The following is a 25,984-nucleotide window of genomic DNA, read 5'->3' as shown; positions in this document are numbered from 1 at the left end:
CGACCCTATACTATTGAGCGCGGCGGTTAATCCGTTGGGATTATCGTGTCTGCTTTTTGGACGGACACGCGTCGATTTCGACCCCGCAAGTCGAAGCGTTTCTAACGGTCGAGGAAGCGTTCAGGCAGTAATAGTGAAAGTTAATTACGGCGTTCCGGTAAATCCGGGCGAGCCGGTAAGATACGTATTGTTGTGAACAATGCGCGAATGGACTTAATTCAGGTAGTCAGCTACCGACAACATTGAGGTATATAATGACCAAAGCCAAGTCGAAAATCATCTACACCAAAACCGACGAAGCGCCAATGCTGGCGACATACTCGTTTCTTCCGATTATTAAAACCTTTGCTGGTGCCGCTGACATCGACGTAGAACTCAGTGATATCTCTCTGGCTGGCCGTATTCTGGCTAACTTTCCTGACTACCTGAAAGACGACCAAAAAGTGGCGGATGCACTGGCTGAGCTGGGTGATTACACGCAAAACCCCAATGCGAATATTATCAAGCTGCCTAATATCAGTGCATCAATTCCTCAATTGCGTGCAGCGATTAAAGAACTTAACGCCGCCGGTTACAACGTTCCGTCATTTCCGGAAGACCCAAAAACGGATGAAGAAAAAGACATTCGTGAACGTTACGGTAAAATCTTAGGCAGCGCCGTAAACCCGGTTCTGCGTGAAGGTAACTCAGATCGCCGTGCGCCAACAGCAGTTAAAAATTATGCTCGCAAACATCCACACAGCATGGGCGAATGGAGCCAGGCGTCGCGTTCTCACGTTGCCCACATGCGTGGCGGCGATTTCTTCTCCAGTGAAAAATCTACCACGGTAGAAAAAGAAGGGTACGTCAGCATTGAGTTTACTGGAAAAGATGGCTCGAAGAAAACGCTGAAGCCTCGCGTTGACCTGCTTGCAGGTGAAGTGATTGACGGCATGTTCATGAGCAAAAAGGCGCTTTGTAAATTCTTTGAAGAGCAGATTGAAGATGCCAAGAACACCGGTATTTTGTTCTCACTGCATGTAAAAGCGACAATGATGAAGGTTTCTCACCCCATCGTATTCGGTCACTGCGTCAAAGTGTTCTATAAAGAGCTGTTTGACAAATACGGTGATTTGTTTGAAGAGCTGGGTGTAAACCCAAATAATGGTCTGGGAAGCGTTTACGATAAAATTTCGTCTCTGCCTGAATCGCAGCGTTCTGAAATTCAGCGCGACATCAACGCTTGCTACGCCGACCGTCCGCCAATTGCGATGGTTAACTCTGACAAAGGTATTTCTAACCTGCACGTGCCGTCGGATGTCATTGTTGATGCATCTATGCCAGCGATGATCCGAAACTCAGGTCAAATGTGGGGGCCGGATGGTAAGCCGCACGATACTAAAGCGGTTATCCCGGAAAGTACCTATGCCACGATTTATCAGGAAGTGATTAACTTCTGTAAAACCCACGGTGCATTCGATCCGACGACGATGGGTACTGTGCCTAACGTTGGTCTGATGGCGCAGAAAGCGGAAGAATACGGTTCGCACGACAAAACGTTCGAGATGGAAACCGATGGTACCGTACAAATTGTGGATCAGGATGGCAACGTTCTGATTGAGCATGAAGTCGAAGAAGGTGATATCTGGCGTATGTGTCAGGCGAAAGACGCGCCTATTCAGGATTGGGTGAAGCTGGCCGTAACCCGTTCGCGTCAGTCTGGTATGCCGGCAGTGTTCTGGCTGGATGACGAGCGCGCGCACGACAGACAGCTTATCCAGAAAGTCGAAAAGTATCTGAAAGATCACGATACCAATGGCCTTGATATCCAAATCATGTCACCGGTACGCGCAATCCGTTACAGCATGGAGCGTGCAATGCGTGGACTGGATACGATTTCAGTTACCGGTAACGTACTGCGTGACTACCTGACTGACCTGTTCCCAATTCTGGAACTGGGTACCAGTGCTAAAATGCTGTCAATTGTACCGCTTATGGCTGGTGGTGGTCTGTATGAGACCGGTGCTGGTGGTTCTGCGCCTAAGCACGTTCAGCAGTTCGTTGAAGAGGGTCACCTACGTTGGGATTCACTGGGTGAGTTTCTGGCGCTGGCGGTATCGCTGGAAGATGCAGCAACCAAGCACGACAACCCTCGTGCCCGCATTATCGGACAGGCGCTGGATCGCGCAACGGAAACCCTGCTGAACAACGGCAAGTCTCCGCTGCGTAAAGCTGGTCAGCTGGATAACCGTGGTAGCCACGTGTATCTGGCAATGTACTGGGCTGAGGAAGTGGTTAATCAGACAGAAGACAAAGAACTGGCAGAGCTGTTTAAACCGATGTTTGACAAGCTGACAGCAGACATTGACACCATCATCGCGGAAATCGATGCGACGCAGGGACAGCCGCAGGATATCGGCGGATATTACTTCCCGGATACGGAAAAAGTGGCCAAAGCCATGTCGCCAAGTGAAACGCTGCACAAAGTGCTGAAAGCGTAAGGCGATTACCAGAAATAAAAAGCCCGACAAAATGTCGGGCTTTTTTTTAACCTTTTTTGCTTGCCGGCAAAACAGTGACGGGAAGAGCGACAAAACACCAAGGTATAAAAAAGGCCCATTACCGACCGCCATACAGTAATAGACCCTTTTGTTAATTCGATATCATTAGTTCGAATTAACGCTCCGGTTCGTCTACAAATCCGATGTTTTCCGCATGAAGACCTTTAGGCCCTTGCTGGACGTCAAAAGTGACCTCCTGACCTGCTTTAAGCGAACGATAACCATCCATCTGAATTGTAGAATAGTGAGCAAAGATATCTTCACCACCATCTTCAGGAACGATAAATCCGAAACCTTTTGCGTTGTTAAACCACTTTACTTTGCCAACCGCCATACTTCGACTTCCTCTTAATCCTTGAACTCACACTTGTATGCCCCCACAATAGAAATTGAGAGCACAATGGTCATGTGCGTCACTTCACAGAACCATAGTCAAACTGTAGATTTTTTAACCATCCCATGTCAAGGGTATTTTTCGTAATTTCATTAATTAGCAAAAATTCCGCGACATTGCTGGCGAAGGCACTATCATTAAATTATGAGCAAAGACAACGCAATCAGTATCGAGAAGGAAAAGCAGATTGATGCGGTGCGCAAAAAAACGCAACCGCCCCCGATGTATAAAGTGTTGTTAAACAATGACGACTACACGCCAATGGATTTTGTGGTCGAAGTACTCATGCATTTTTTCAATTTGGATGCTGAGAAGGCCAATCAGATTATGCTCACCGTGCATTATCAGGGAAAGGCGGTTTGTGGCATATTTACTGCAGAGATTGCAGAAACCAAAGTGATGCAGGTCAATCAGTACGCACGTAAGCACCATCATCCACTTATGTGCACCATGGAGCAGGCGTAGTTGGTAAACTATTAGAGGGCGAGCAATATGTTGAATAAAGAGTTAGAGCAGACGTTAAATGAAGCATTCGTGTTTGCTCGTGAGCACCGCCATGAATTCATGACCGTAGAACACCTGCTTCTGGCATTGCTGGACAATTCTGCGGCCCGCGATGCACTAAAAGCGTGCGGCGCGAACATCGATGCTATCAAGAGCGAGTTAATCGAATTTGTTAAAGATACCACACCGCTGATCCTGGACGATCAGGCGACAGAGCGTGAGACACAGCCCACGCTGGGTTTCCAGCGCGTGCTTCAGCGCGCGGTTTTTCACGTTCAGTCATCCGGAAAAGATGAAGTCACTGGCGCCAATGTGCTGGTCGCTATCTTCTCGGAACAGGAGTCGCAGGCGGTTTATATTCTTAAGAAAGCCGACGTTACCCGTCTTGACGTGGTGAATTATATCAGTCACGGCGTCAGTAAAATGGACGACGAAGAGTCTGCGTCGCCAGACGTTTCCGAAGAAGGCGGCGAAGGTGATGAAAACAGTTCTGCACTGAGTAAATATGCTACGGATCTGAACAGGCAGGCGCAGGACGGTAAAATTGACCCGTTAATTGGTCGCGATGCTGAACTGGAACGCACCATTCAGATCCTATGCCGTCGACGCAAAAACAATCCGCTGTTAGTGGGCGAGGCTGGCGTGGGTAAAACCGCTATTGCCGAGGGGCTTGCCTATCGAATTGTGAATGAGGATGTGCCTGAAGTCATTGCTGACAGTACCGTGTACTCGCTGGACTTAGGCGGATTGCTGGCAGGTACTAAATATCGCGGCGATTTCGAGAAACGCCTCAAAGCGATATTAAAAGAACTCGGCAAAGACAAAGACGCGATTTTGTTTATTGACGAAATTCACACCATTATCGGAGCTGGAGCGGCATCAGGTGGGGTAATGGATGCCTCTAATCTGTTGAAGCCGAAGCTGAGTAGCGGAGAGCTTCGCTGCATTGGCTCTACTACCTATCAGGAATACCAGGGGATCTTCGAAAAAGATCGCGCTCTGGCTCGTCGCTTCCAGAAAGTGGATGTCGTTGAACCGAGTGTAGGTGACACCACTAAGATCCTGCAGGGGCTTAAGTCTCGGTATGAAGAGCACCATAGTGTGCGCTTTACCCAAAAAGCATTGCAGGCTGCCGCTGAACTTTCTGCGAAATACATCAATGAACGTCACCTGCCGGATAAGGCGATTGACGTAATGGACGAAGCCGGTGCAAGCCAGCGCCTGTTGCCTGTATCTAAGCGAAAGAAAACCATTAATGTCAGTGACATTGAGCATATCATCGCCAAGATGGCTCGCATTCCTGAAAAATCTGTTTCCGCTTCGGACAAAGAAGAGCTGAAAAACCTGAACCGCAACCTGAAAATGGTGGTGTTTGGTCAGGATGATGCGATTGAGAATTTAACTGATGCTATTCACCTGTCGCGTTCAGGACTGGGACAGGAAGAGAAACCTATCGGTAGCTTTATGTTTGCCGGACCTACCGGGGTAGGGAAGACCGAGGTGACGCAGCAACTGGCTAAGATCATGGGTGTTGAACTGGTACGTTTCGACATGTCTGAGTACATGGAACGCCACGCTGTGAGCCGACTGATTGGTGCGCCTCCGGGTTATGTAGGCTTTGATCAGGGCGGATTGCTGACGGATGCGGTAATTAAGAACCCGTATTCAGTGGTACTGCTCGATGAGATAGAAAAAGCCCATAGCGATATCTACAACATTCTGTTGCAGGTGATGGATCACGGCACGCTGACAGATAACAACGGTCGTAAGGTCGACTTCCGCAATGTGGTGCTGGTGATGACAACCAATGCGGGTGTGCAGGAGACGGTGCGTAAGTCTATTGGCTTTAAGCAGCAGGATCACAGCCACGATGCATTGAGCGAGATTAACAAGGTGTTCTCACCAGAATTCCGTAACCGGCTGGATGCGATTATCTGGTTTAACCATCTTGATGCGGAAGTGATTCTGCAGGTGGTAGATAAGTTCATAATCGAGCTTCAGGCGCAGCTGGACGTGAAAGGTGTGTCACTGGAGGTTACCTCTGCTGCACGGGCGTATCTTGCTGAGAAAGGCTATGACAAAGCCATGGGCGCACGTCCAATGGCACGGCTTATCAAAGATGAAATCAAAAAAGAACTTGCCAACGAACTGCTGTTCGGTGAATTAAGCAAAGGTGGCAATGTGAAGGTTGATTTTGATGACGATAAGCTGACGTTCAGCTATACCGGCGTGAATGAAGAAAAAAAGGAAGCTGAATCGAACTGATTCAGCCGTTCCTGACACCTGTGTGCAATCCCGGTTGAGGACGACACACTGAAAACAAAAAAGCCCGATAGCAATATCGGGCTTTTTTTGTAGCGGGGACCGCTTACTGGCGTATTATCTTGCACGATACACAATACGGCCTTTGGTCAGGTCGTATGGTGTCATCTCTACAGTCACTTTGTCACCGGTTAGGATCCGGATATAGTTTTTACGCATTTTACCGGAGATGTGCGCAGTCACAACGTGACCGTTTTCCAGCTCAACGCGGAACATAGTGTTTGGAAGGGTATCCAGAACCGTTCCTTCCATTTCAATACAATCTTCTTTCGCCATGTAAAGCAGTTACCTCAAATAAGTCAAAATTTTTGCCGCGCAGACAGTAACCAATCCGGACGGCAGTGTAAAGCGTTTAGGCCGTTTTTTTATCAATTCGATGCCATTTGTTGTGATAAAAACGTTCGTGAGGCAGAAAACGCGATTTATACGCCATTTTTGGACAGGCGTCCACCTGATACCCTAAATACAGATAATCCATGCCCATTGCTTTGGCGTGACGCAGCTGCTGCAAAATCATCCAGGTACCAATGGAGGTGTCCCCATATGCGGGGTCGAAAAATGTATACAGCGCTGACATACCGGTGTGACGGACACGATCATCAATCATGTCCGTGACTGCAACGGCAATCAGTTTGTCGTCATCATAAGCCTCAATAAAGACAGGTTGTTTCCACTGGCAATCAATGAAGCTATTGAACTGGTCCCGCGATGGCGGGAACATACTGCCATCGGCGTGCCGTTCGCAAATGTAGTGTTCGTATAGCGGGTAGTAGTCTTCCCCGGGTTGGTAAGAGACCGCTGAACGCAAATGCCGGTTTTTCCCCAGTACGCGCTTTTGGCTGCGAGACGGGGTGAAGGCGTTCACCAGGACTCTGACCGACTGACAGGCATCGCATTGAGGGCAGTGGGGCCGGTAAACCTGCTCGCCACTGCGACGGAAGCCTGCCTGTATCAGCTGGCTGTAGCGAAGCGCCAGGTCGGTATCTTCTTCAGCAAAGACCAGAAGTTGTTCGTGGTGATTGGCAAGGTAGCTACAGGGAAATACCTGGGTAATGCCAAATCTCATGGTGTGATATCCTGCCTTGACCATACTTTCCTGTACTGGTCACTTAGCTTTCCAGATCCATCCAGCGTCTGATTATGTGCGGCGAGTCTGCTGATAAATGTGTCCCGGCTGACTTCGACAGCACCTAAAGACGTGAGGTGTTCCGTGGGTAGCTGGCAATCGATAAATGCCAGCTGATGCGCCTTCATGTGATTGACCAATGCCAGCATTGCCAGCTTGGAGGTGTTACTTTTGAAGTGAAACATCGACTCTCCGCAAAATACCCCGCCTATGGCTACACCATATAAGCCCCCCACCAGGTCATTGCCTTCCCACACTTCAACCGAGTGGGCCAGACCAGCCTGATGCAGCCTGATGTAAGCGCGTTGCATATCTTCCGTTATCCAGGTATCTGATGACATCTGTGCTGAACCTGGGTGAACCCGTGGAATCGTGGCGCAGGCGTTAATCACATCGGTGAAGGCGTGATTCATAGTGACGTCGTAAACCGCTTTGCGGGCCAGCTTACGCAGGCTCTTTGAACAGCGAAACGCGTCGGGCAGAATAATCGACCGGGGCGTTGGTGACCACCATAAAATAGGCTCCTGGTCACTAAACCAGGGAAATATGCCCTGAGAATAGGCGTTGAAAAGCCGGTTAACGTCAAGTGTACCGCCGAAAGCAAGCAAGCCATTAGGTTCATCTAAGGCCTCATCCACCGGGGGGAATGGGGTATCTTCGTGGAGATACGGCAATTCAATCATGAAAGGAGAGAACGAATGGCGAAGGCCGCTGACGACCTTCGCTAATCGCTTATTGTTCCATTTTCAGACCATCAAGATACTTTTCAGCATCCAGCGCGGCCATACAGCCGGTTCCGGCCGATGTAATAGCCTGACGATATACATGGTCGCTAACATCGCCTGCAGCGTAAACGCCTTCAACACTGGTTTGAGTGGCATTGCCGTTCAGGCCACTGTTTACCACAATATAACCATCTTTCATTTCAAGCTGACCGTCAAAAATGTCGGTATTCGGTTTGTGGCCAATAGCAATGAACAGACCCATTACATCCAGCTCTTCAGTATTGTCTGAGTCGGTATCTTTAATACGAATTTTGGTTACGCCCATTTCATCGCCCATGACCTCGTCAAGGGTGCGATTTAAATGCAGCGTTACGTTGCCGTTTTCCGCCTTGTCACGCAGGCGTTGCTCAAGAATTTTTTCACTTCGGAACTCATCGCGACGGTGAATTACATGGACCTCAGAAGCAATATTAGACAGATAAAGCGCTTCTTCTACTGCGGTGTTTCCGCCGCCAACAACGGCCACTTTCTGATTGCGGTAGAAGAAACCATCACAGGTCGCGCAGGCAGACACACCTTTACCCATAAATGCCTGTTCAGACTCCATGCCCAGATACTTGGCTGACGCACCGGTGGCAATGATAAGCGCATCACAGGTATAGGTACCATTATCGCCATACAACGTGAACGGACGCTTTGACAGGTCAGTTTTGTTGATATGATCGAAAACTATTTCTGTGTCGAATTTTTCTGCATGCTTTTGCATGCGAACCATCAGGTCAGGGCCTGTCAGTCCTTCAGGATCGCCGGGCCAGTTTTCAACTTCAGTGGTAGTCGTCAGTTGTCCGCCTTGCTGAATACCTGTCAGCAATACGGGTTCCAGGTTGGCTCTGGCTGCATACACTGCAGCAGAATAGCCTGCCGGACCGGACCCCAAGATGAGTAGACGAACATGTCTGCTTTCTGCCATTTTTCTCTCCAAATACGTCGTTGCCCGATTGGGCGAATTCTTGATAACAGCTAGGTTGGGGCAAAATTCCTGGTTTCAACAGGCGTTGATAAGTCCCAGCCTGCGCCGGATAGTCATATGATGCCTTTATCTGGCAGTTATGTCACTTACAGAAGGTGAGCTATAATCGGTTTTAATGAGTATTATAGAAAAACGTTATACACCTGATGCGGCATATTGGTTATAGTGTAGCTGTGGGCATTTGCGCACAGAAGTGAGGTGGAGCATGGCACAATCTGTAATGACACTTTTCCGTGACGGGCAGGATTATATGACGACCTGGCCAGTGAAAAAGGAACTGTACGCGCATTTTCCGGAATGTCGTGTGGTCTCGGCTACCCGTCTGGCAGTGAAGGTGATGCCGCCAATGGCGGTGCTGGCGTGCGCCGCCATGCTGAACACGTTTGGGGCAGAGTATTTGCCTCAGGCGATTGCCATAGGTGCGTTTTTTCTGAGTCTTCCGTTACAAGGTTTGCTGTGGCTTGGGCATCGTTCCAACCAGATGCTGCCACCGCAACTCAAACACTGGTACCATGAAATTCATTCTAAAATGCGTACCCACGGTTGTCAGGTTCAGTCACTAAAGTCGCGCCCCCGTTATAAAGAGCTTGCGGCGTTGTTAAAAACTGCCTTTAACGACATTGATAAGGTGTTTACGCGCAGCTGGTTTTAATGTGCAGGCATGCACATTAAAAAAACGCGCCACTGGCGCGTTTTTTTGTGATAAATATCAGGCGTTGGCGGCTACCCGCTGCGAGGATTGCGTCAATCCTTCACAGTGTGCGACAAATTCTTCATAATTCCCATCGAAGTGGGTAATGGCCTGGTTTCTTATCTCAATTACCTGCGTAGCCAGCGATGAGACAAACTCCCTGTCGTGACTGACAAAGATAACTGTGCCATCAAATTTGTATATCGCATTATTGAGCGCCTCAATGGATTCCATATCAAGGTGATTGGTGGGTTCATCCATCACCAGAACGTTGATATCCTGAAGCATCAGCTTGCCGAACAGCAGGCGGTTTTTTTCTCCACCAGAGCACACTTTCACTTTTTTGTTGAAGTCATCTGAGCCGAATAGCAGACGTCCCAGCATGCCTTTTACCTGCAAGTCATCATGCTTAGGACTACGCCACTGTGACATCCATTCAAACAGCGTAAGGTCACAATCAAAATCTTTGCTGCTGTCCTGGGGAATATAACCCACAGATGCGTTTTCCGCCCATTTCACCGCGCCTTGGTTTGGCGTCAGGTCATTGACCAGGCACTTCAGTAACGTGGTTTTGCCTGCGCCGTTTTCGCCAATGATGGCCAGACGAGAGCCCGCTTCCAACAACAAATTGGCGTTGTCAAAAAGTGGCAGATCCGGATAGCTGTGACCAACTTCTTCGAGTGTGACAGCCAGGCGATGGAGTTTTTTATGCTGCTTGAACTGGATGAACGGTTTGCGTCGGCTGGACGCTTTCACTTCTGCAAGCTCAATTTTCTCCAGGCGTCTTGCGCGGGAGGTTGCCTGTTTGGCTTTAGACGCATTTGCTGAGAAGCGTGCTACAAACGACTGTAACTCTTCAATTTCCGCTGATTTTTTCGCATTTTCCTGATGTAGCTGTTCCTGCGCCATCATGGCAGCCTGCACGTAATCATCGTAGTTGCCCGGATAGATGCGCAGTTCGCCGTAATCAATGTCTGCCATATGGGTACACACTGAGTTCAGAAAGTGGCGGTCGTGCGAAATGATGATCATCGTAGACTTGCGTTTGTTAAGCTCCTGCGCCAGCCACTCGATCGTATAGATATCCAGGTTATTGGTAGGCTCATCAAGAAGCAGGATGTCTGGCTCGGCGAACAGGGCCTGAGCCAGTAATACGCGCACTTTTTTGCCAGGTGCCACTTCTTTCATCAGGCCGAAGTGATAGTGCTCTTCGATACTGGCCGCGGTAAGAATATCACCGGCACGTGCTTCTGCAGTGTAGCCATCCATTTCTGCAAAACGGGTTTCAAGATCTGCCACGCGCATACCGTCTTCTTCACTCATTTCAGCTTTGCTGTAAATCGCGTCGCGTTCCTGCTTCACTTCCCAGAGCTCTCGGTCGCCCATAATTACCGCATCGACAACGCTCACTTCCTCGAACGCGAACTGGTCCTGACTGAGGATCCCAAGCTTGGTGCCGGGCGCCATTGACACATTTCCTGAGGTCGGTACAAGGTGTCCGCTCAGAATTTTCATGAAAGTGGATTTACCGCAACCATTCGCACCGATCAGGCCATAACGGTTGCCGTTACCAAATTTGGCGGAGATATTTTCAAACAAAGGCTTAGAGCCAAATTGCATTGTGATATTGGCGGTAGTAATCAAAGCGAGTCCAGGACGTTTATCTGTAGAAAAAGAAATGGCTTCGAAGTTCGAAGCCAGGGGCGCGCAATATAAAGAAAAGCGGCTCTGGAGTCGAGGAATTTTTGAGCTTTTTGTCACCTTGCGCAAAGTGGACACGTGCTAAAGGCATGCCCTGAAGCAAGGTTTCTGCTGTAAAATTATTCAGCTGTCAGGTAGTTGTTGCAGCGTTTACAGAGATAGCGCTGTCCTTTCAATATCTTATTATGCCGGCGTATTGACAGGTCAATAACATCGCAGCCGCAACGATAGCGAAATGTTTTGAGATTTAGCGGTGACAAATCAAAACTGTGAGTAGCGCTGGCTGGGGTGTTGAATACCTGCTCCATCATATGCTGCCATTCTTTTCCATGAGGTTTCACTCGACCATACAACTGCCAGACCAAAAGATGACTGATTTCATGGGGAATGACTTCGGAGAAAAACGCGGCCCGGTTTTCCATAAACAAGGCGCTGTTGAGATTTATGCGGTTTTGGTTCAGAAACGCCGTGCCCGCATTTCTCCCTGAACGGCGGAACGTTACCTCTGGCGTGGCAAATGCGCGGGAAAAGTACCCTTCAGCATGGTGGTAGAGATCAGAAACGCGCTGCTTTACAGCAACGCGTTCTGATTGACTTATCCGTGACACGGGTTATTTAACGTTACATTGCAAACATAAAATATACACGCCCATCGGGTCGTTAAGCTGCTGCATGGTATCAAATTCTTTCAGCACACTTTTTACCATGCCCATTAAGGCTGAATCTGATTGTGAGAATTGCCATTTCGCAGCCCATACCATGGCCTGGCCGAAGAACTCTTTCCAGAACATTTCCTGGGCAGAAAGGTCATGTTCGACGTAGAAGGTGTCGTATTTTTCCAGACCAGCAATATCGGCGGCAGACATCACTGCATCGTTAAGATCGCCCAGTTCGTCAACCAAACCCAGCTTCAGCGCGGTCTCACCAATCCATACGCGGCCCTGGGCAATATCGTCAACGTCATCGACGTTCATGCCTCTGGCATCTGCGACCATAGTAATGAAGTTGTTGTAGCTGCTTTCTACGTTATTTTGCAGAATCTGGCCGAACTCAGGAGCCAGAGGGCGGGCAGGAGACAGTCCGGTCAGTTCGGTAGAGCCGACACCATCATTGTTAATACCCAGGTAATCGAGGCTTTTTTCGTATGTCATAAACATGCCGAACACGCCAATGGAACCGGTAATGGTGCTGGGCGAGGCGTAGATCTTGTCCGCATCAGCAGAGATCCAGTAACCACCAGAAGCCGCATAGGTACTCATTGAGACCACGACCGGTTTACCCGCCTCCTGCAGCTCAAGCACTTCCTGACGAATGATTTCCGAGCCAAATGAACTGCCACCCGGCGAGTCAACCTGCAGCACCACTGCTTTCACGTTATCGTCCAGTCTGGCTTTGCGCAGCAGGCGCGCTGTGCTGTCGCCGCCAATTGTTCCGGCTTTCTGGTTGCCATTTAAAATGGTGCCTTTGGCAACCACGATGGCCACTTTGTCCAGATCATTCTGCACGCGCGGTAACGGTGGATTAACGACCTTCAGGTATGTCGAATAAGGCGTGAGGTTCACCCCGAGTTTGTTTTCATCAGGCCCAACCAGCGCCACCAGTTCCTGACGAACTTCTTCGCGGGTTTTCAGTGCGTCTACCCAGCCGTTTTCTAATGCATACGTCGCAAAGTCTGCGCCTGCTTCATTGAATTTTTCCAACAGCCCCTGGAGGGTTTCATCAAAATTGGTGACATCCATGTTGCGTGCGGCGGCGACATCGGCTTTATATTGTGCCCAGTATGCATCCAGCCATTCTTTATTCGCCTCTTTGGCAGCAGCAGACATGTCGTTGCGAATAAAAGGTTCTACCGCTGACTTGTAGGTCCCCACACGGAAAATATGGGTGGTAACCTTCAGTTTTTCCAGCATGTCTTTCACGTACAACCCATAACGGCCATAGCCTTCAAGCAGAAGTGCGCCCATGGGGTTCAGATACACATTGTCGGCATGGGCAGCTAGGTAGTACTGGTCCTGAGAAAAGTAGTCACCAATTGCATAAACGGGTTTGTCTGAACGCTTGAACTCGTTTATCGCTTCTGCGATTGTGCGCATCTTATCCAGGCCACCGCCAGTAAGCCCTTGTAAGTCCAGCACCAGTGCTTTGATTCGGTTGTCGTGTTGCGCATTCTCAATAACCTTGACCACATCACGCACCAACACTTCCGGATTTTCCGGCTCTTCGCCGAACGCTTCCTGCATGAATTGCTCAAACGGATCGACGGCTTCTTTTTCAATGACCAGCGTACCGTACAAATTCAGATACAGTGCACTGTCAGCATTTACCGTCAGCGGATCTTCTTCGCGCATGATCACAATAAGAAGACCAACAAATATGATGATAAATATGATGTTAAAAAACAGCTTCCGGCAAAAATTTAGTACCGTCCATAGGCCAATAAATAAGGATTTCGTCCAGTTTCCGTTGGCAGCCATAGTATCTCGTTACCTCAGAGTCATTTACCCGGTATGTTATCCAAACCGCAGGGTATAGCGAATTAAAATTGTAATGAAGTGTGATCATTCCTGAACACGCACTGCATCGGACCTTACCTCTGATTTTCTGAATCTTCCAGCCATTTAGCAATAAGTTGTGCGATACGCCGGTGATCCTTCTCGCTAAACTGCATCAGCAGCCTGCCTTTTTCTTTTTTATAGCTCACTTTCTGATGCCCCCTTGCCAGAATGCGGGCAAGCGGTGATGCTCTACCGCCAGTTGACGGTCTAGTTGAAAGATTTTTGTGCTTGGGGAGTTCTTTATTAGCAGTCACTGATACCAGGAGAACGTTATGCTGACATCTGTCTATTATGGAACGATATCTGGATTGCGTCACGCAGACGGCATCCCCTTGCTGTTGCTTCGTCTTTATTTGGCACCGGTAATGATCCAGGCTGGCTGGAGCAAAGCGACTGCATTTGGCAATATTGTGGATTGGTTTGGTAACCCCGAGTGGGGCCTGGGGTTGCCTTTTCCTGAGCTGCTCGCGTTGCTGGCGACGGCAGCAGAACTGGGGGGAGGAGTATTGTTGTTGATTGGGCTGGGAACTCGCCTCGTTACCGTGCCCCTGATGATAACAATGCTGGTTGCCATGGTCACGGTGCATGCCCAGCACGGGTGGCTGGCTATCGCCGATGCCTCCAGCTGGTTTGCCGATGGCACGGTTTACTTCGATGGGTCGGTACTCGCGGCGCCCGAGAAACTGGCTGCGGCAAATGCTCTGCTGGAAAAGCATGGTGATATACAGTGGCTGACCAGCTCAGGTAAATTTGTGATCCTGAACAACGGTGTAGAATTTGCTGCAACCTATTTCATTATGCTGGCGGTACTGCTGTTTTACGGCGGTGGGCGTTTTGTTAGTGCAGACGACGTTTTAGCTCGCTTTCTGGCAAAAAAAACAGAGTAAATTTGCCTTGTTGGTTCTGGTCTTTTTGAGCACCTGTGCGTAGGATAAACCACATTATTACCAAACCTGCAGGACAAGGAGATTGTTTGTGGATGCGTTGTCATTGTTATTAAACCGGGCTTCCCAGCCGCGCCTGAAAGCCCCTGCACCAGACGGTGAAGCATTAGAGAACATTATGCAGGCTGCGCTTCGCGCGCCTGATCATGCCTGCCTGACGCCGTGGCGATTTATCGTTTGTCAGGACAAGGGGCTGTTGAAACTGGGCGCTATTTTTGAGCAGTCAGCTATCGATAATGATAAGTCCGAAAAAGAGATTGAGCGTGCGCCACAGCTAACCCAGCGAGCGCCGATGATCATTGTGGCCATTGCCAAGTATACAGAGCACGAAAAAGTTCCCAGAGTTGAGCAAATTGCTTCTGCATCCTGCGCTGTGATGGCAATGCAAATGGCAGCAGTGGCACAAGGGTTTAATGGCATATGGCGCACCGGCAGTTATGCACAGTGCGATACGGTGCGGGACGCGCTGAATGTGGCAGAAGAGGATGAAATCGTTGGTTTTCTTTATTTAGGAACGCCGGCTATTGAGGGGGCGAGCAAGCCGAAACGTGACTCCAATGCGTTTTTCGAGCACTGGTCATAGGGGAGGGGAACCTGACACGTTGCCAAGTGAAGATTTTTCTTTTCATGTGGTTTCCCGCTATAAGCCAACACCGCGTAGACAAAGAAAAAGGCGCCGTCAGGCGCCTTTTTAGTGATACCAGTCTAACTAATCGACATTCACAATTTTCAGTGCGTTTGTTGCACCTACTTTTTCCATTTCATCGCCGTACGTCATAATGACGCTGTCGCCGGATTTCACCAGCCCATGCGCTTTCAATGCATTCATTACGTCGTGTTTTAACTGGCCCGGTTCGCTGTTGCGCGAGTCGAAGTACACCGGTTTCACACCACGAAACAGCGCCATAGAGTTTAAGGTATGTTCATGGCGCGATAACGCAATGATAGGAAGTGACGTAGTAATACGGGACATCAGTTTCGGTGTATTGCCACTTTCTGTCAGACCAACAATCGCGCGGATGCTGGGCAGGTGGTTGGCTGCGTAAACAGCGGAAAGGGCCACCGTCTCGCTGACTGAGGAAAAAATATCGTCCATGCGATGCTTGGAGAGTTTGATGCTAGGGTGCGTTTCGGCTCCTTCGCATACCCGCGCCATTGCCATTACCGTTTCTACCGGGTAATTACCTGCCGCCGTTTCTGCACTTAGCATTACCGCATCGGTACCATCCAGTACGGCGTTAGCTACGTCCATCACTTCCGCCCGGGTCGGCATCGGACTGTCAATCATCGACTCCATCATCTGGGTTGCTGTAATCACAACTTTATTAAGCTGACGAGAACGGGAAATCAGTTTCTTCTGAACGCCAACCAACTCGGCATCGCCAATTTCTACCCCCAGATCGCCGCGAGCTACCATGACAGCGTCGGACGCACTAATGATATCGTCGATGGCTTCGTCTGTTGCCACTGCCTCTGCACGTTCGACCTTAGCGCAAATCATGGCGTCACAACCTGCCGCCTGTGCCAGTTCGCGGGCATAATTTAAGTCTGCGCCACTGCGGGGAAAGGATACCGCCAGGTAGTCAACGCCAATTTTGGCTGCGGTCTTTATGTCTTCTTTGTCTTTTTCTGTTAACGCTTCCGCTGAAAGGCCGCCACCCTGACGATTGATCCCTTTGTTATTTGATAACTTACCGGGAACAGTCACTTTGGTATGTACCTGACGGCCTTTTACCGCGGTTACTTCAAGCTGAATACGGCCGTCGTCAAGCAGCAGAATATCACCAGCGTCGACATCATCCGGAAGGGCTTTATAATCAATACCTACCGCATCTGCATTACCATCTTCTTTGCCCATTTCAGCGTCAAGAATAAAACTGGCGCCTTCCTTGAGTATCACTGAACCGTCTTTGAATCTGGCAACCCGGATTTTCGGTCCCTGTAGATCGCCCAGAATCGCAACGTACTTTCCTAAGTTCTTGGCCGCTTCGCGCACACGCTTAGCGCGTTCAATGTGATCTTCAGCCTGGCCGTGAGAGAAGTTCATACGTACCACGTTGGCACCGGCCTTTATTATTGCCTGGATTTTTTCCAGCGAGTCCGTGGCTGGGCCTAACGTGGCAAGGATTTTCGTTCTTCTGGTCATAATAATTCGCAGTCTCTTGGTCGTTTAGGTGATTGAATCAGAGATATTATTTTTGCATGTCTGTCTCATGCTGTAATCTCTTTTCGTAATTTTATTACAAAATACTAGTAGAATCTGACAGAAATGTGAATGTTTGGGAATAAAATGTTAACTGCGCTTACCAGTATAGGCGTTATGCGCTGAGTTTGCAGGTATAAAAAAACGCCACCAGGGTGACGTTTTTTCACAATTTCATTGTGCTATTCGTTGCGCTTTTCATAGCGCGAGCCGCGGAGTGTATCTTTCACCCGCTTTAAATTTTCGCGGAACTTATTACCCCGGCGAAGCGTAAAGCCCGTAGCCAGTACGTCAATTAGCGTTAGTTGCGCGATCCGGCTCGCCATTGGCATGTACATATCCGTATCTTCAGGAACTTCAAGTGACAGCACGTAGCTGCACTCCTGAGCCAGAGGGCTGTCGGCGGAAGTAATACCTACTACGGTCGCATCATTCATGCGCGCAATCTGAGCGATTTCTACCAGGCTTTTGGTGCGGCCGGTGTGAGAAATCAAAACTACCACATCACCATCAGAGCAATTCATGCAGCTCATGCGCTGCATCAGAATATCTTCGAAATAAACTACCGGCACATTGAAACGAAAAAATTTATTCAGTGCATCATGCGCAACAGAGGCAGAAGCGCCGAGGCCAAAGAAGGAAATTTTCTGTGCCTGAGTAAGCAAGTCGACAACCCGGTTCACGGTGTTAACATCTATGGATTGTCTTGCGACTTCCAGCGACGCCATGGTCGATTCAAATATTTTATTCGTATATTCTTCGGGGCCGTCCTGCTCATCGACGTGGCGGTTTACATAAGGCGTACCATTTGCAAGGCTTTGCGCAAGGTGCAGTTTGAAGTCGGGATAGCCTTTGGTGTCCAGACGACGACAAAACCGGTTCACGGTGGGCTCGCTTACATCCGACATTTTTGCCAGTGTTGCTATACTCGAATGGATGGCAGTTTGCGGATTTGACAGAATGACTTCTGCTACTTTGCGCTCTGACTTACTGAATACAGCTTTATTTTGAGTGATTTTTTCTAATATATTCATACGGATATAGCGTTTAGTAGAGTATTATGTGCGCGTTGTTCGGTAGATAGTCTACTGAAAGTGACAGTGGTGACAAGAAAAATGTAATTTTTTGACATTTTTAATTTCGTTTTTTCCCGGTCAGCACTCAAAAATCATCAAAATAAATAAGAAAAATGGCAAAGTTGTAATTTTACTACATTTGGTGTTAACTATGTGCTAACAACCAATCAGTAGCCGTTGCCTGGAACGATTAAAAACCACGTTACTGTTATTATTAAGAAGGTCGACGAATATGGTAGTGGATAACTCCTACGAACCCTGTGATTTTGTGCTGTTTGGCACGATGGGGGATCTCTCACGGCGCAAGCTGTTGCCGTCTCTTTACCAACTCGAAAAAGCGGAGCTCATACACCCCGACACGATGATTATCGGTGTCGCACGTCAGGAAATGACGGTGGATGAATACGTTGACGAAGTGAAAGCCAACATCATCAAGTTTGGCGGTTCCGATCTTTGCGAAGAAACCTGGTCACGACTGAAAGCCCGTTTGGATTATGTCTGCGTTGATATGAAAGACGTCGACAGTTATAAGCAGTTCGACGAGCACGTAGACCCAAGCCGCACCATGGTGTGCTATCTGGCGACGCCTCCTTCAATTTACGGGGACATTTGCCGGGGCCTGCATGGTTGCAAAATTATTGATTCGAGCGTACGTGTCGTGCTGGAGAAACCAATCGGTCACGATTTGGAGTCCTCGAAAATCATCAACAACCAGGTTGCTGAGTTCTTTGACGAGAAACAGATTTATCGTATCGACCATTACCTGGGCAAAGAAACGGTGCTTAATCTGGTAGCGCTGCGCTTCGCTAACTCTATTTTTGCGACGAACTGGGATCACAACTGCATCGACCATGTTCAGATCAGCGTTGCTGAATCGGTAGGTATTGAAGGTCGCTGGGGGTATTTTGACGATGCCGGTCAAATGCGCGACATGGTACAAAATCACTTGCTACAGATTTTGTCTCTGGTTGCAATGGAGCCACCTACAACCCTTGATGCTGACAATATTCGTGATGAGAAGCTCAAAGTGCTCAAAGCACTGCGTCCAATCAATGCCTCTAACGTTAATGATGTGACCGTCCGTGGACAGTATACCTCTGGTTTCGTGAAAGGCGAGGAAGTGCCTGGGTATCTTGAGGAAGAAGATGCCAATACGCAGAGTAAAACGGAGACGTTTGTTGCGATTAAAGCCGAAATTGATAACTGGCGCTGGGCGGGTGTTCCATTTTACCTGAGAACCGGTAAACGTATGCCAACCAAAGTCAGTGAGGTTGTCATTTACTTCAAGCGTCAGCCGCACAATTTGTTTGGCGACAGCTTTAAGAACCTGCCACCGAATAAACTGGTGATTCGATTGCAGCCGGATGAAGGCGTCGAAATAACCGTTATGAACAAAGTGCCTGGGCTAACCAGCTCCGGCTCGATGGATTTACAAAAGTCCAAGCTAAACCTGAGTTTATCTGAAGCCTTTGGTGATGAACGGATCCCTGATGCGTACGAAAAGCTGCTTCTGGAAGTGATGCTGGGCAATCAGGCGTTGTTTGTCCGTCGTGATGAAATTGAACAGGCCTGGAACTGGGTTGATTCAATTCTTGAGGCCTGGAAAAACACGAATGAACCGCCAGAGCCATACCAGGCAGGTACATGGGGGCCGGTAGATTCGATTGGTCTGCTGGCACGAGCTAACCGTAGCTGGTATGAAAGCAAACAGGTGAAAAAGAAATAATGGCATTAACGATTGAATCTTACGATACACCCGATGCACTGACGGAAGCTTTCGCATCGACCCTGACATCGATATTGAAAACTGGTATTCAAACCCGTGGACGGGCTTCTCTGGTCGTCAGTGGCGGACGTACGCCTCTGGCCCTGTTCAAGCTTCTGAGCAATGCTGAGCTGGACTGGAGTAAAGTGGATGTCACGTTGGCTGATGAGCGTTGGGTAAACGAAGACGACGATGCCAGCAACACCCAACTGGTAAAGCAGAATCTGCTTCAAAACAAGGCGGCAGCAGCGCATTTCGTTGAGTTAAAAACCGATCATGCAGATGCTAATGAAGGCATTAACGAAGCCGAGTCTAATATTGCCAGTATGGCACAGCCATTCGATGCACTGATCCTGGGAATGGGGGAGGACGGACACACCGCTTCATTGTTCCCGTGTTCCGAACAGGTGCAGGATGGACTCGACATGAATAGTGGCAGAACCTGTATCGCCGTCACGCCAACCACTGCACCGCACCAGCGTATTTCAATGACACTCCCCACGTTACTGAACAGTCGCAATATTTTTCTGCACTTGACTGGCGAACGTAAGAAGGAGGTGCTGACTGAAGCCCTGGATAATTCCACCGAAGCGCAAAAACCCATCACCGCTGTTATTAACCGTGCACCGGTTACCCTGATGTGGGCGCCATAGGAGATAAATATGAACTCGCAATTAGCTGAAATCACTCAGCGCATCATAGAACGCAGCAAAGAGACGCGTAAAGCGTACCTGGACAAAATTGAAAATGCCCGCCGCGAAGGGCCTCACCGCGGGGTCTTATCCTGCGGCAATCTGGCACACGGCTTTGCAGCCTGTGGCACAGAAGAGAAATCTGATTTACGTTCAATGACAAAGGCCAATGTCGGTATTGTATCGGCATATAACGACATGTTGTCCGCGCATCAGCCCTATGAAACGTATCCTGCACTGATCAAAGAAGCCGTGAAAGAAGTCGGCAGTGTCGCACAGTTCGCGGGCGGCGTGCCGGCAATGTGTGACGGTGTGACGCAAGGTCAGAAAGGCATGGATCTGAGTCTGATGAGCCGTGACGTTATCGCCATGGCGTCAGCTGTTGCGTTATCTCACAACATGTTTGACTCGGCATTGATGCTGGGTATTTGCGACAAAATCGTGCCCGGATTATTAATGGGCGCGTTAAGCTTTGGTCATCTGCCAACCGTTTTTGTTCCGGCAGGTCCAATGCCATCTGGTTTGCCCAACAAAGAGAAGGCCCGCGTGCGTCAGGCGTATGCCGAGGGCAAAGTAGGGCGTGAAGAGCTACTTGAAGCAGAGTCGCAATCGTATCACTCAGCAGGTACCTGTACCTTCTACGGCACAGCAAACTCTAACCAGTTGGTTGTGGAAATGATGGGGCTGCACTTGCCCGGCTCGTCGTTTGTTAACCCGGGTACGCCTCTGCGTGACGCGTTAACCAAAGCCGCTGCGGTACAGGCTACACGACTCACAGACCTTGGCGAGAATTACACGCCTATCGGTCACATCGTTGATGCTAAAGCGCTGGTAAACGGCCTGGTTGGTCTGCTGGCGACCGGTGGTTCAACAAACCACACCATGCACCTGATTGCCGTTGCGCGCTCTGCGGGCTATATCATTAACTGGGACGATTTCTCTGAAATTTCCAACGCCGTGCCGCTGCTAACGCGCATTTATCCTAACGGTTCCGCCGATATTAACCATTTCACTGCCGCTGGCGGTATGGCGCTGCTGATGAAGCAGCTTCTGGATGCCGGATTGCTGCATAATGATGTTACTACCATTTGCGGTAAAGGCCTGGATAACTACACCAAAGAGCCGTTCCTTAATGACGGCGAGCTGGAGTGGCGTGACGGACCGAAAGAATCGCTGGACAAAGAGGTGCTGGCAACAGTCGACACACCGTTTAAGCCAGATGGTGGTCTGAGTGTATTGCAGGGCAACCTTGGCCGTGCCGTAATCAAAACCTCGGCGCTGCGCACACCGCATTGCCACATTAAAGCCCCGGCTGTCGTTTTTGAAGACCAGTTCGAACTTGATGCCGCATTCAAATCTGGTGAGCTGGATAAAGATTGTATTGTAGTCGTTCGCTTCCAGGGACCTTCAGCTATTGGTATGCCAGAGCTGCATCGTCTGACACCACCACTGGGCGTGCTGCAGGATCGCGGCTTTAAAGTTGCCCTGGTAACCGATGGCCGTATGTCTGGCGCGTCAGGTAAAGTGCCCGCAGCCATTCACGTTACCCCTGAAGCCTTCAAGGGAGGATTACTCTGCAAGGTCGAAAACGGTGACATGATCGAGCTGGATACCAAGACAGGTGCACTGACGCTGTTGGTTGACGAAGAAACCCTGAACGCGCGTGAACCGCGTGCTGCGGATATCGCTCATCATCAAATAGGTATGGGGCGTGAAATGTTTGCTGGCATGCGTGCCGTGCTGACAGGTGCTGAAGAAGGCGCTTGCTCGTTGTTTGTAGAGCAGGAGCAGAAGCTATGAGTGCACAGTTCGTTGCTGATGTAGGCGGAACGAATATCCGCCTTGCACGCGTCACCAGCGACGGTGTGAGCGACATAAAAAAATACATGTGCAATGACTTTGCCAGTATTGATTTGGCAATTTTGCAGTATTTTAAGGATATGCCGGCATACACATTTACTCAGGGATGTATCGCTATCGCGTGCCCTGTGTTGGGCGACCAGGTAGTGATGACGAATCACAGCTGGGCATTCTCCCAGCAGGCGCTTCGTCAGCAACTCAAGCTGGACGATCTGTACGTGATTAACGACTTCACCGCCGTGGCACATTCACTTCCGGTGCTAAGCGGTGATCAGGTCGTTCAGATTGGTGAGGGCAATGCCAAAGCCAATGGCAATATTGCTGTGTTCGGCCCTGGCACCGGCCTTGGCGTCGAGCATATCACAATGACAACCTCAGGCTGGCAGACGCTGGACGGCGAGGGCGGTCATACTGACTTCGCTCCAGTCGATGAAACTGACATCGTAATCTGGCGTTATTTGCAGAAACAGTTTGGCCGCGCGTCAGCTGAAGAAGTGATGTCTGGCAGAGGTCTGTTGAACATATATCGTGCGCTGGCTGCACATAACGGGATTGCCGCTGAATTGACAGAGCCTGCTCAGGTTACTGAAAAAGCGGTAGACGGTAGCTGTGACATTTGCGCCGCTACGTTAACTCAGTTTTGCAGGATCATGGGGAGTTTTGCCGGAAATCTGGCGCTGAACATGGCAACGACTGGTGGCGTATTTATCGGCGGCGGTATCGCCAATCGTTTTACGTCGTTCCTGCAACGTAGTGATTTCCGTGCCCGGTTCGAAGCGAAAGGGCAGATGAAACATTACGTCAAAGACATTCCCACTTATTTAATCGCTGAGCCGGATCATGGCCTTCTGGGCGCATCAGCGTATTTACAACAACATATTGCGAGCTGAATTATGACAACAAATTGGAAAATATCTCCAGCCGAGATCTTTGCTGCGGGACCCGTCGTGCCGGTACTGGTTATCAACGACGTCGAGAAAGCGGTACCGCTGGCGAAAGCCCTTATGGCTGGCGGCATTAAAGTGTTGGAAGTCACGCTTCGCACACCGGTCGCTATTGATGTCATAAGTAAAATTGCAAAAGAAGTACCCGATGCATTAATTGGCGCTGGCACGGTAACAAACGCCCAGCAACTTAAAGCGGTAACTGAGGCGGGCGCTAAATTTGCGATCAGCCCGGGCATGACTGCCGATTTGCTGAAAGCGGGTATGGACGGAGATATTCCTCTTATTCCGGGAATTTCTTCCACCTCTGATCTGATGAAAGGGAAAGATGCGGGTTATACCCACATGAAGTTTTTCCCTGCAGAAGCGTCAGGTGGCGTTAAAGCCATTAAATCGATTTCGGGTCCGTTTCCGGATGTGACATTCTGTCCGACTGGTGGCATTGGTCCGGCAAACTATAAAGAATATCTGGCGTTGCCGAACGTGAAATGCGTTGGTGGTTCATGGGTTGCGCCGGATGATGCCATTAATGAAGGCGACTGGGACAGAATTACGCAGCTAGCTAAAGATGCCGTTGATGGGGCCTCAGCCTGATAGGCAGAAGCGTGCCTTGCGTCTTAGCGCAAGGCGCGACGAGTCTAAAAAAAGCCCGGACAATGTTACCGGGCTTTTTTGTGCATGTTATGCCGTAATATTGTAAGAGGGGCCATGTTAAGCGGCTTATTAACGGTGTGCTTTACAACATAACGATGGCGGTAAGAAACTAGTGAGGCAAACCAATTACCGTCTGCGTCATTGTATGGCTATTGCCAGGCTCGATTGTGACCCCTTTCGTACATGCGGTTTCTACACATAGCATATGTGTATATCCGAAGGCATCCATGTCAGACATGGTGGCGGCACCACGCCAAGGATTCCAGATCACCACTGAGTCGTGGCCTTGTGATTGCACCTCGGTGACAGGGCGTTTTTCACTGTTCAGCGTGATGGTATTTATGGGCTCTACATGGATACGATCTGTTTCGCCAGAAAAAGTATAAGGTGAGGGAGTGTCCAGTACAGCCCAGTTTTGCAGCTTATCTTTGTATTTCCCGGTGACGCCTTCGAGGCTGACCTTGTTGATATCAGGTACTGCAAAATAGGAGTGAAGTGCCTGATTAAATGTGAACGGGACAATGCCTGTATTCCTCGTCTCTAGAGAAACCGAAAGGCATTTGCCGAACACCACTATTAGACTGACTTTACAATCATACTCGAACCCGTCTCCCCGGGTGAAAGAGGGGGTGAGTACAACGCGCGTGCCATCATCAGTATCTTCTGAGGATTTGAGTTGCCATACTTGCGAGCGCAAAAAACCGTGAGAAGGCAACTCGCCCTTCTCTTTACCATGGTCGTCACTGAACCACGGCCAGCAAACAGGAATACCGCCGCGAATAGGTCTTTCTCCATTTAAGAAGGCATGGGGACTTAGCCAAAGCCGCTCTTTCCCGTCGTGTTTAGGGATATAGGAAAGTACATGCCCCCCAAACAAACTGATGCGTCCGGACGCCAACGGGTTATCAATATCCAGAAACGTTATTCCCTGTGATTCATTCACGGTAACGCTGCTCGCGATGGTCATAGCTACTCCCTGCAAAATACGATTTTAATGACAAATACGGAGCAAATGACAGTTTCGCTCTGTGTGGCGGAGAATTAAATTCATCAGCGCAATGTGGTGCTAATTGTGCACTGAAATAAAAAAAGGTGCGATAAAAAAATCGCACCTTTTTAAGTATTTAGCTAAGTTTATGCTGAGCTGTATCAGCTTATTCAGAAATGTGAGCTACCAGGTCCAGTACCTTATTGGAATAACCCCACTCGTTATCGTACCAGGATACCAGTTTCACGAAGGTATCGGTCAGTGCAATACCGGCAGTAGCATCAAAAATAGACGTATTAGCATTGCCGATAAAGTCATTCGATACTACCGCGTCTTCGGTGTAGGCCATAATGCCTTTTAATTCACCTTCAGATGCGGCTTTCATCGCTGCACAGATATCATCATACGACGTCGGTTTTTCCAGGTTAACGGTTAAATCGACGACAGACACGTTAGGGGTTGGTACGCGAAACGCCATGCCGGTCAGCTTGCCGTTAAGTGCAGGAATTACTTTACCTACCGCTTTTGCAGCCCCAGTTGATGATGGAATAATATTTTGTCCTGCGCCACGGCCACCACGCCAGTCTTTCATTGATGGGCCGTCTACGGTTTTCTGTGTTGCTGTCGTGGCGTGTACCGTTGTCATCAGGCCATCTTTGATACCAAACTTGTCATTCAGTACTTTAGCCAGAGGTGCCAGACAGTTAGTAGTACATGACGCATTCGAAACGATAGTTTCACCATTGTAGCTGTCGTGGTTTACACCCATAACAAACATTGGCGTGTCGTCTTTGGATGGTGCTGACATCACCACTTTTTTGGCTCCGGCTTCCAGGTGTTTGGCTGCCGTTTCTTTTGTCAGGAATAAACCGGTAGATTCAACGACCACATCCACATCGACCTCTGACCATTTCAGGTCGGCCGGATTTTTCTCAGATGTAATACGGATCTTCTTACCATTTACAATCAGCTGATCGTTATCTACTTTTATTTCACCATCGAATAAACCGTGAGTAGAGTCATACTTCAATAAGTAGGCGATGTAATCCGTATCCAGCAGGTCGTTGATTGCAACCACTTCAATATCGTTGCGTGTTTCTGCCGCACGCATTACCAGACGGCCGATGCGACCGAAGCCATTGATACCGATGCGTATTGTCATGACGTACCTCGATTGTTTTGTAAAAAATGAAAATAAATTACGTAAAGTATGGATCAGAATGGCATAATTGGCAAAAGAAAAAGCAAATAATGTTGCAAAATTACAAAC

The 25,984-nt window shown here is 49.1% G+C and carries 24 protein-coding genes; 11 read left to right on the top strand and 13 right to left on the bottom strand.

The window, feature by feature from the left end:
* Positions 1-254 precede the first annotated feature (254 nt).
* Positions 255-2,480 carry an NADP-dependent isocitrate dehydrogenase gene (locus ACLBLI_RS11180; protein WP_414827692.1) on the top strand — a complete coding sequence of 742 codons (2,226 nt, stop codon included), beginning with the start codon at positions 255-257 and terminating at the stop codon, positions 2,478-2,480.
* Between the two features lie 175 nt (positions 2,481-2,655).
* Here the strand turns inward: ACLBLI_RS11180 and cspD are convergent, their stop codons facing one another.
* A complete protein-coding gene (gene cspD / locus ACLBLI_RS11175; RefSeq protein ID WP_218310575.1) occupies positions 2,656-2,874 on the bottom strand; it encodes a cold shock domain-containing protein CspD in 219 nt (72 codons plus the stop codon).
* A gap of 204 nt (positions 2,875-3,078) precedes the next feature.
* On the opposite strand from cspD, the gene clpS reads away from it, so the two are divergent.
* Entirely contained in the window at positions 3,079-3,399 is a 321-nt protein-coding gene (gene clpS, locus ACLBLI_RS11170) for an ATP-dependent Clp protease adapter ClpS (RefSeq protein WP_218310576.1), read from the top strand.
* A 27-nt stretch (positions 3,400-3,426) separates the two neighbouring features.
* Complete coding sequence (clpA, locus tag ACLBLI_RS11165; RefSeq protein WP_414827691.1) at positions 3,427-5,703, top strand: ATP-dependent Clp protease ATP-binding subunit ClpA; 2,277 nt, start codon at positions 3,427-3,429, stop codon at positions 5,701-5,703.
* Between the two features lie 114 nt (positions 5,704-5,817).
* Here clpA and infA read toward each other — a convergent pair whose 3' ends face one another.
* The 4 genes from infA to trxB form a co-directional block, all read right to left on the bottom strand.
* Positions 5,818-6,036 carry a translation initiation factor IF-1 gene (gene infA / locus ACLBLI_RS11160; protein WP_014949333.1) on the bottom strand — a complete coding sequence of 73 codons (219 nt, stop codon included), beginning with the start codon at positions 6,034-6,036 and terminating at the stop codon, positions 5,818-5,820.
* 76 nt (positions 6,037-6,112) lie between these two features.
* The gene (locus ACLBLI_RS11155) at positions 6,113-6,826 is read right to left on the bottom strand and encodes an arginyltransferase (protein WP_414827690.1); all 714 of its coding nucleotides are present in this window, start codon (positions 6,824-6,826) and stop codon (positions 6,113-6,115) included.
* On the bottom strand, positions 6,823-7,569 hold the full coding sequence (aat, locus tag ACLBLI_RS11150) for a leucyl/phenylalanyl-tRNA--protein transferase (RefSeq protein ID WP_414827689.1): 747 nt from the start codon (positions 7,567-7,569) through the stop codon (positions 6,823-6,825). Before aat ends, ACLBLI_RS11155 begins: the two co-directional genes overlap by 4 nt.
* Before the next feature lie 49 nt (positions 7,570-7,618).
* Positions 7,619-8,581, bottom strand: coding sequence for a thioredoxin-disulfide reductase (gene trxB / locus ACLBLI_RS11145; protein WP_414827688.1), 963 nt, complete (start codon positions 8,579-8,581; stop codon positions 7,619-7,621).
* A gap of 265 nt (positions 8,582-8,846) precedes the next feature.
* Here trxB and yfbV point away from each other — a divergent pair, with 265 nt between their 5' ends.
* Positions 8,847-9,293 (top strand): terminus macrodomain insulation protein YfbV, encoded by a 447-nt coding sequence (gene yfbV / locus ACLBLI_RS11140; protein ID WP_414827687.1) that lies wholly within the window; start codon positions 8,847-8,849, stop codon positions 9,291-9,293.
* 57 nt (positions 9,294-9,350) lie between these two features.
* Here yfbV and ACLBLI_RS11135 read toward each other — a convergent pair whose 3' ends face one another.
* The 4 genes from ACLBLI_RS11135 to ACLBLI_RS11120 form a co-directional block, all read right to left on the bottom strand.
* Positions 9,351-10,976, bottom strand: a complete 1,626-nt coding sequence (locus ACLBLI_RS11135) for an ABC-F family ATPase (protein WP_414827686.1) — start codon at positions 10,974-10,976, stop codon at positions 9,351-9,353.
* A 176-nt stretch (positions 10,977-11,152) separates the two neighbouring features.
* Entirely contained in the window at positions 11,153-11,641 is a 489-nt protein-coding gene (locus tag ACLBLI_RS11130) for a SprT family zinc-dependent metalloprotease (RefSeq protein ID WP_414827685.1), read from the bottom strand.
* Positions 11,642-11,644: 3 nt separating this feature from the next.
* Positions 11,645-13,507, bottom strand: a complete 1,863-nt coding sequence (gene sppA, locus ACLBLI_RS11125; RefSeq protein ID WP_414827684.1) for a signal peptide peptidase SppA — start codon at positions 13,505-13,507, stop codon at positions 11,645-11,647.
* Between the two features lie 113 nt (positions 13,508-13,620).
* On the bottom strand, positions 13,621-13,842 hold the full coding sequence (locus ACLBLI_RS11120) for a hypothetical protein (RefSeq protein WP_414827683.1): 222 nt from the start codon (positions 13,840-13,842) through the stop codon (positions 13,621-13,623).
* 18 nt (positions 13,843-13,860) lie between these two features.
* On the opposite strand from ACLBLI_RS11120, the gene ACLBLI_RS11115 reads away from it, so the two are divergent.
* Both ACLBLI_RS11115 and ACLBLI_RS11110 read left to right on the top strand, forming a co-directional pair.
* A complete protein-coding gene (locus ACLBLI_RS11115) occupies positions 13,861-14,475 on the top strand; it encodes a DoxX family membrane protein (protein ID WP_414827682.1) in 615 nt (204 codons plus the stop codon).
* 88 nt (positions 14,476-14,563) lie between these two features.
* Complete coding sequence (locus tag ACLBLI_RS11110; RefSeq protein WP_414827681.1) at positions 14,564-15,115, top strand: NAD(P)H nitroreductase; 552 nt, start codon at positions 14,564-14,566, stop codon at positions 15,113-15,115.
* A 126-nt stretch (positions 15,116-15,241) separates the two neighbouring features.
* Here ACLBLI_RS11110 and pyk read toward each other — a convergent pair whose 3' ends face one another.
* Positions 15,242-16,678 (bottom strand): pyruvate kinase, encoded by a 1,437-nt coding sequence (gene pyk, locus ACLBLI_RS11105; RefSeq protein WP_414827680.1) that lies wholly within the window; start codon positions 16,676-16,678, stop codon positions 15,242-15,244.
* Between the two features lie 239 nt (positions 16,679-16,917).
* Entirely contained in the window at positions 16,918-17,769 is an 852-nt protein-coding gene (locus tag ACLBLI_RS11100) for a MurR/RpiR family transcriptional regulator (RefSeq protein ID WP_414827679.1), read from the bottom strand.
* Between the two features lie 274 nt (positions 17,770-18,043).
* Between ACLBLI_RS11100 and zwf the strand changes: the two genes are divergently transcribed.
* From zwf to ACLBLI_RS11075, 5 genes are read left to right on the top strand one after another with little or no spacing between them, the layout of a single operon-like run.
* Positions 18,044-19,537, top strand: coding sequence for a glucose-6-phosphate dehydrogenase (zwf, locus tag ACLBLI_RS11095; RefSeq protein ID WP_414827678.1), 1,494 nt, complete (start codon positions 18,044-18,046; stop codon positions 19,535-19,537).
* The gene (gene pgl / locus ACLBLI_RS11090) at positions 19,537-20,229 is read left to right on the top strand and encodes a 6-phosphogluconolactonase (protein WP_414827677.1); all 693 of its coding nucleotides are present in this window, start codon (positions 19,537-19,539) and stop codon (positions 20,227-20,229) included. The genes zwf and pgl overlap by 1 nt, the downstream gene beginning before the upstream one ends.
* A 9-nt stretch (positions 20,230-20,238) precedes the next feature.
* The gene (gene edd, locus ACLBLI_RS11085; protein WP_414827676.1) at positions 20,239-22,068 is read left to right on the top strand and encodes a phosphogluconate dehydratase; all 1,830 of its coding nucleotides are present in this window, start codon (positions 20,239-20,241) and stop codon (positions 22,066-22,068) included.
* Complete coding sequence (locus tag ACLBLI_RS11080; RefSeq protein WP_414827675.1) at positions 22,065-23,018, top strand: glucokinase; 954 nt, start codon at positions 22,065-22,067, stop codon at positions 23,016-23,018. Before edd ends, ACLBLI_RS11080 begins: the two co-directional genes overlap by 4 nt.
* Before the next feature lie 3 nt (positions 23,019-23,021).
* On the top strand, positions 23,022-23,666 hold the full coding sequence (locus ACLBLI_RS11075; RefSeq protein WP_414827674.1) for a bifunctional 4-hydroxy-2-oxoglutarate aldolase/2-dehydro-3-deoxy-phosphogluconate aldolase: 645 nt from the start codon (positions 23,022-23,024) through the stop codon (positions 23,664-23,666).
* 169 nt (positions 23,667-23,835) lie between these two features.
* On the opposite strand, the gene ACLBLI_RS11070 is transcribed toward ACLBLI_RS11075, so the two are convergent.
* Positions 23,836-24,693 (bottom strand): D-hexose-6-phosphate mutarotase, encoded by an 858-nt coding sequence (locus tag ACLBLI_RS11070; RefSeq protein WP_414827673.1) that lies wholly within the window; start codon positions 24,691-24,693, stop codon positions 23,836-23,838.
* Positions 24,694-24,880: 187 nt separating this feature from the next.
* Positions 24,881-25,876, bottom strand: a complete 996-nt coding sequence (gap, locus tag ACLBLI_RS11065; protein ID WP_414827672.1) for a type I glyceraldehyde-3-phosphate dehydrogenase — start codon at positions 25,874-25,876, stop codon at positions 24,881-24,883.
* Positions 25,877-25,984 lie beyond the last annotated feature (108 nt).

Origin of the sequence: Alteromonas sp. H39, from assembly GCF_047556435.1 — a bacterium.
Lineage (GTDB): Bacteria > Pseudomonadota > Gammaproteobacteria > Enterobacterales > Alteromonadaceae > Alteromonas.
This window is presented reverse-complemented; position numbering and strand designations above follow the sequence as displayed.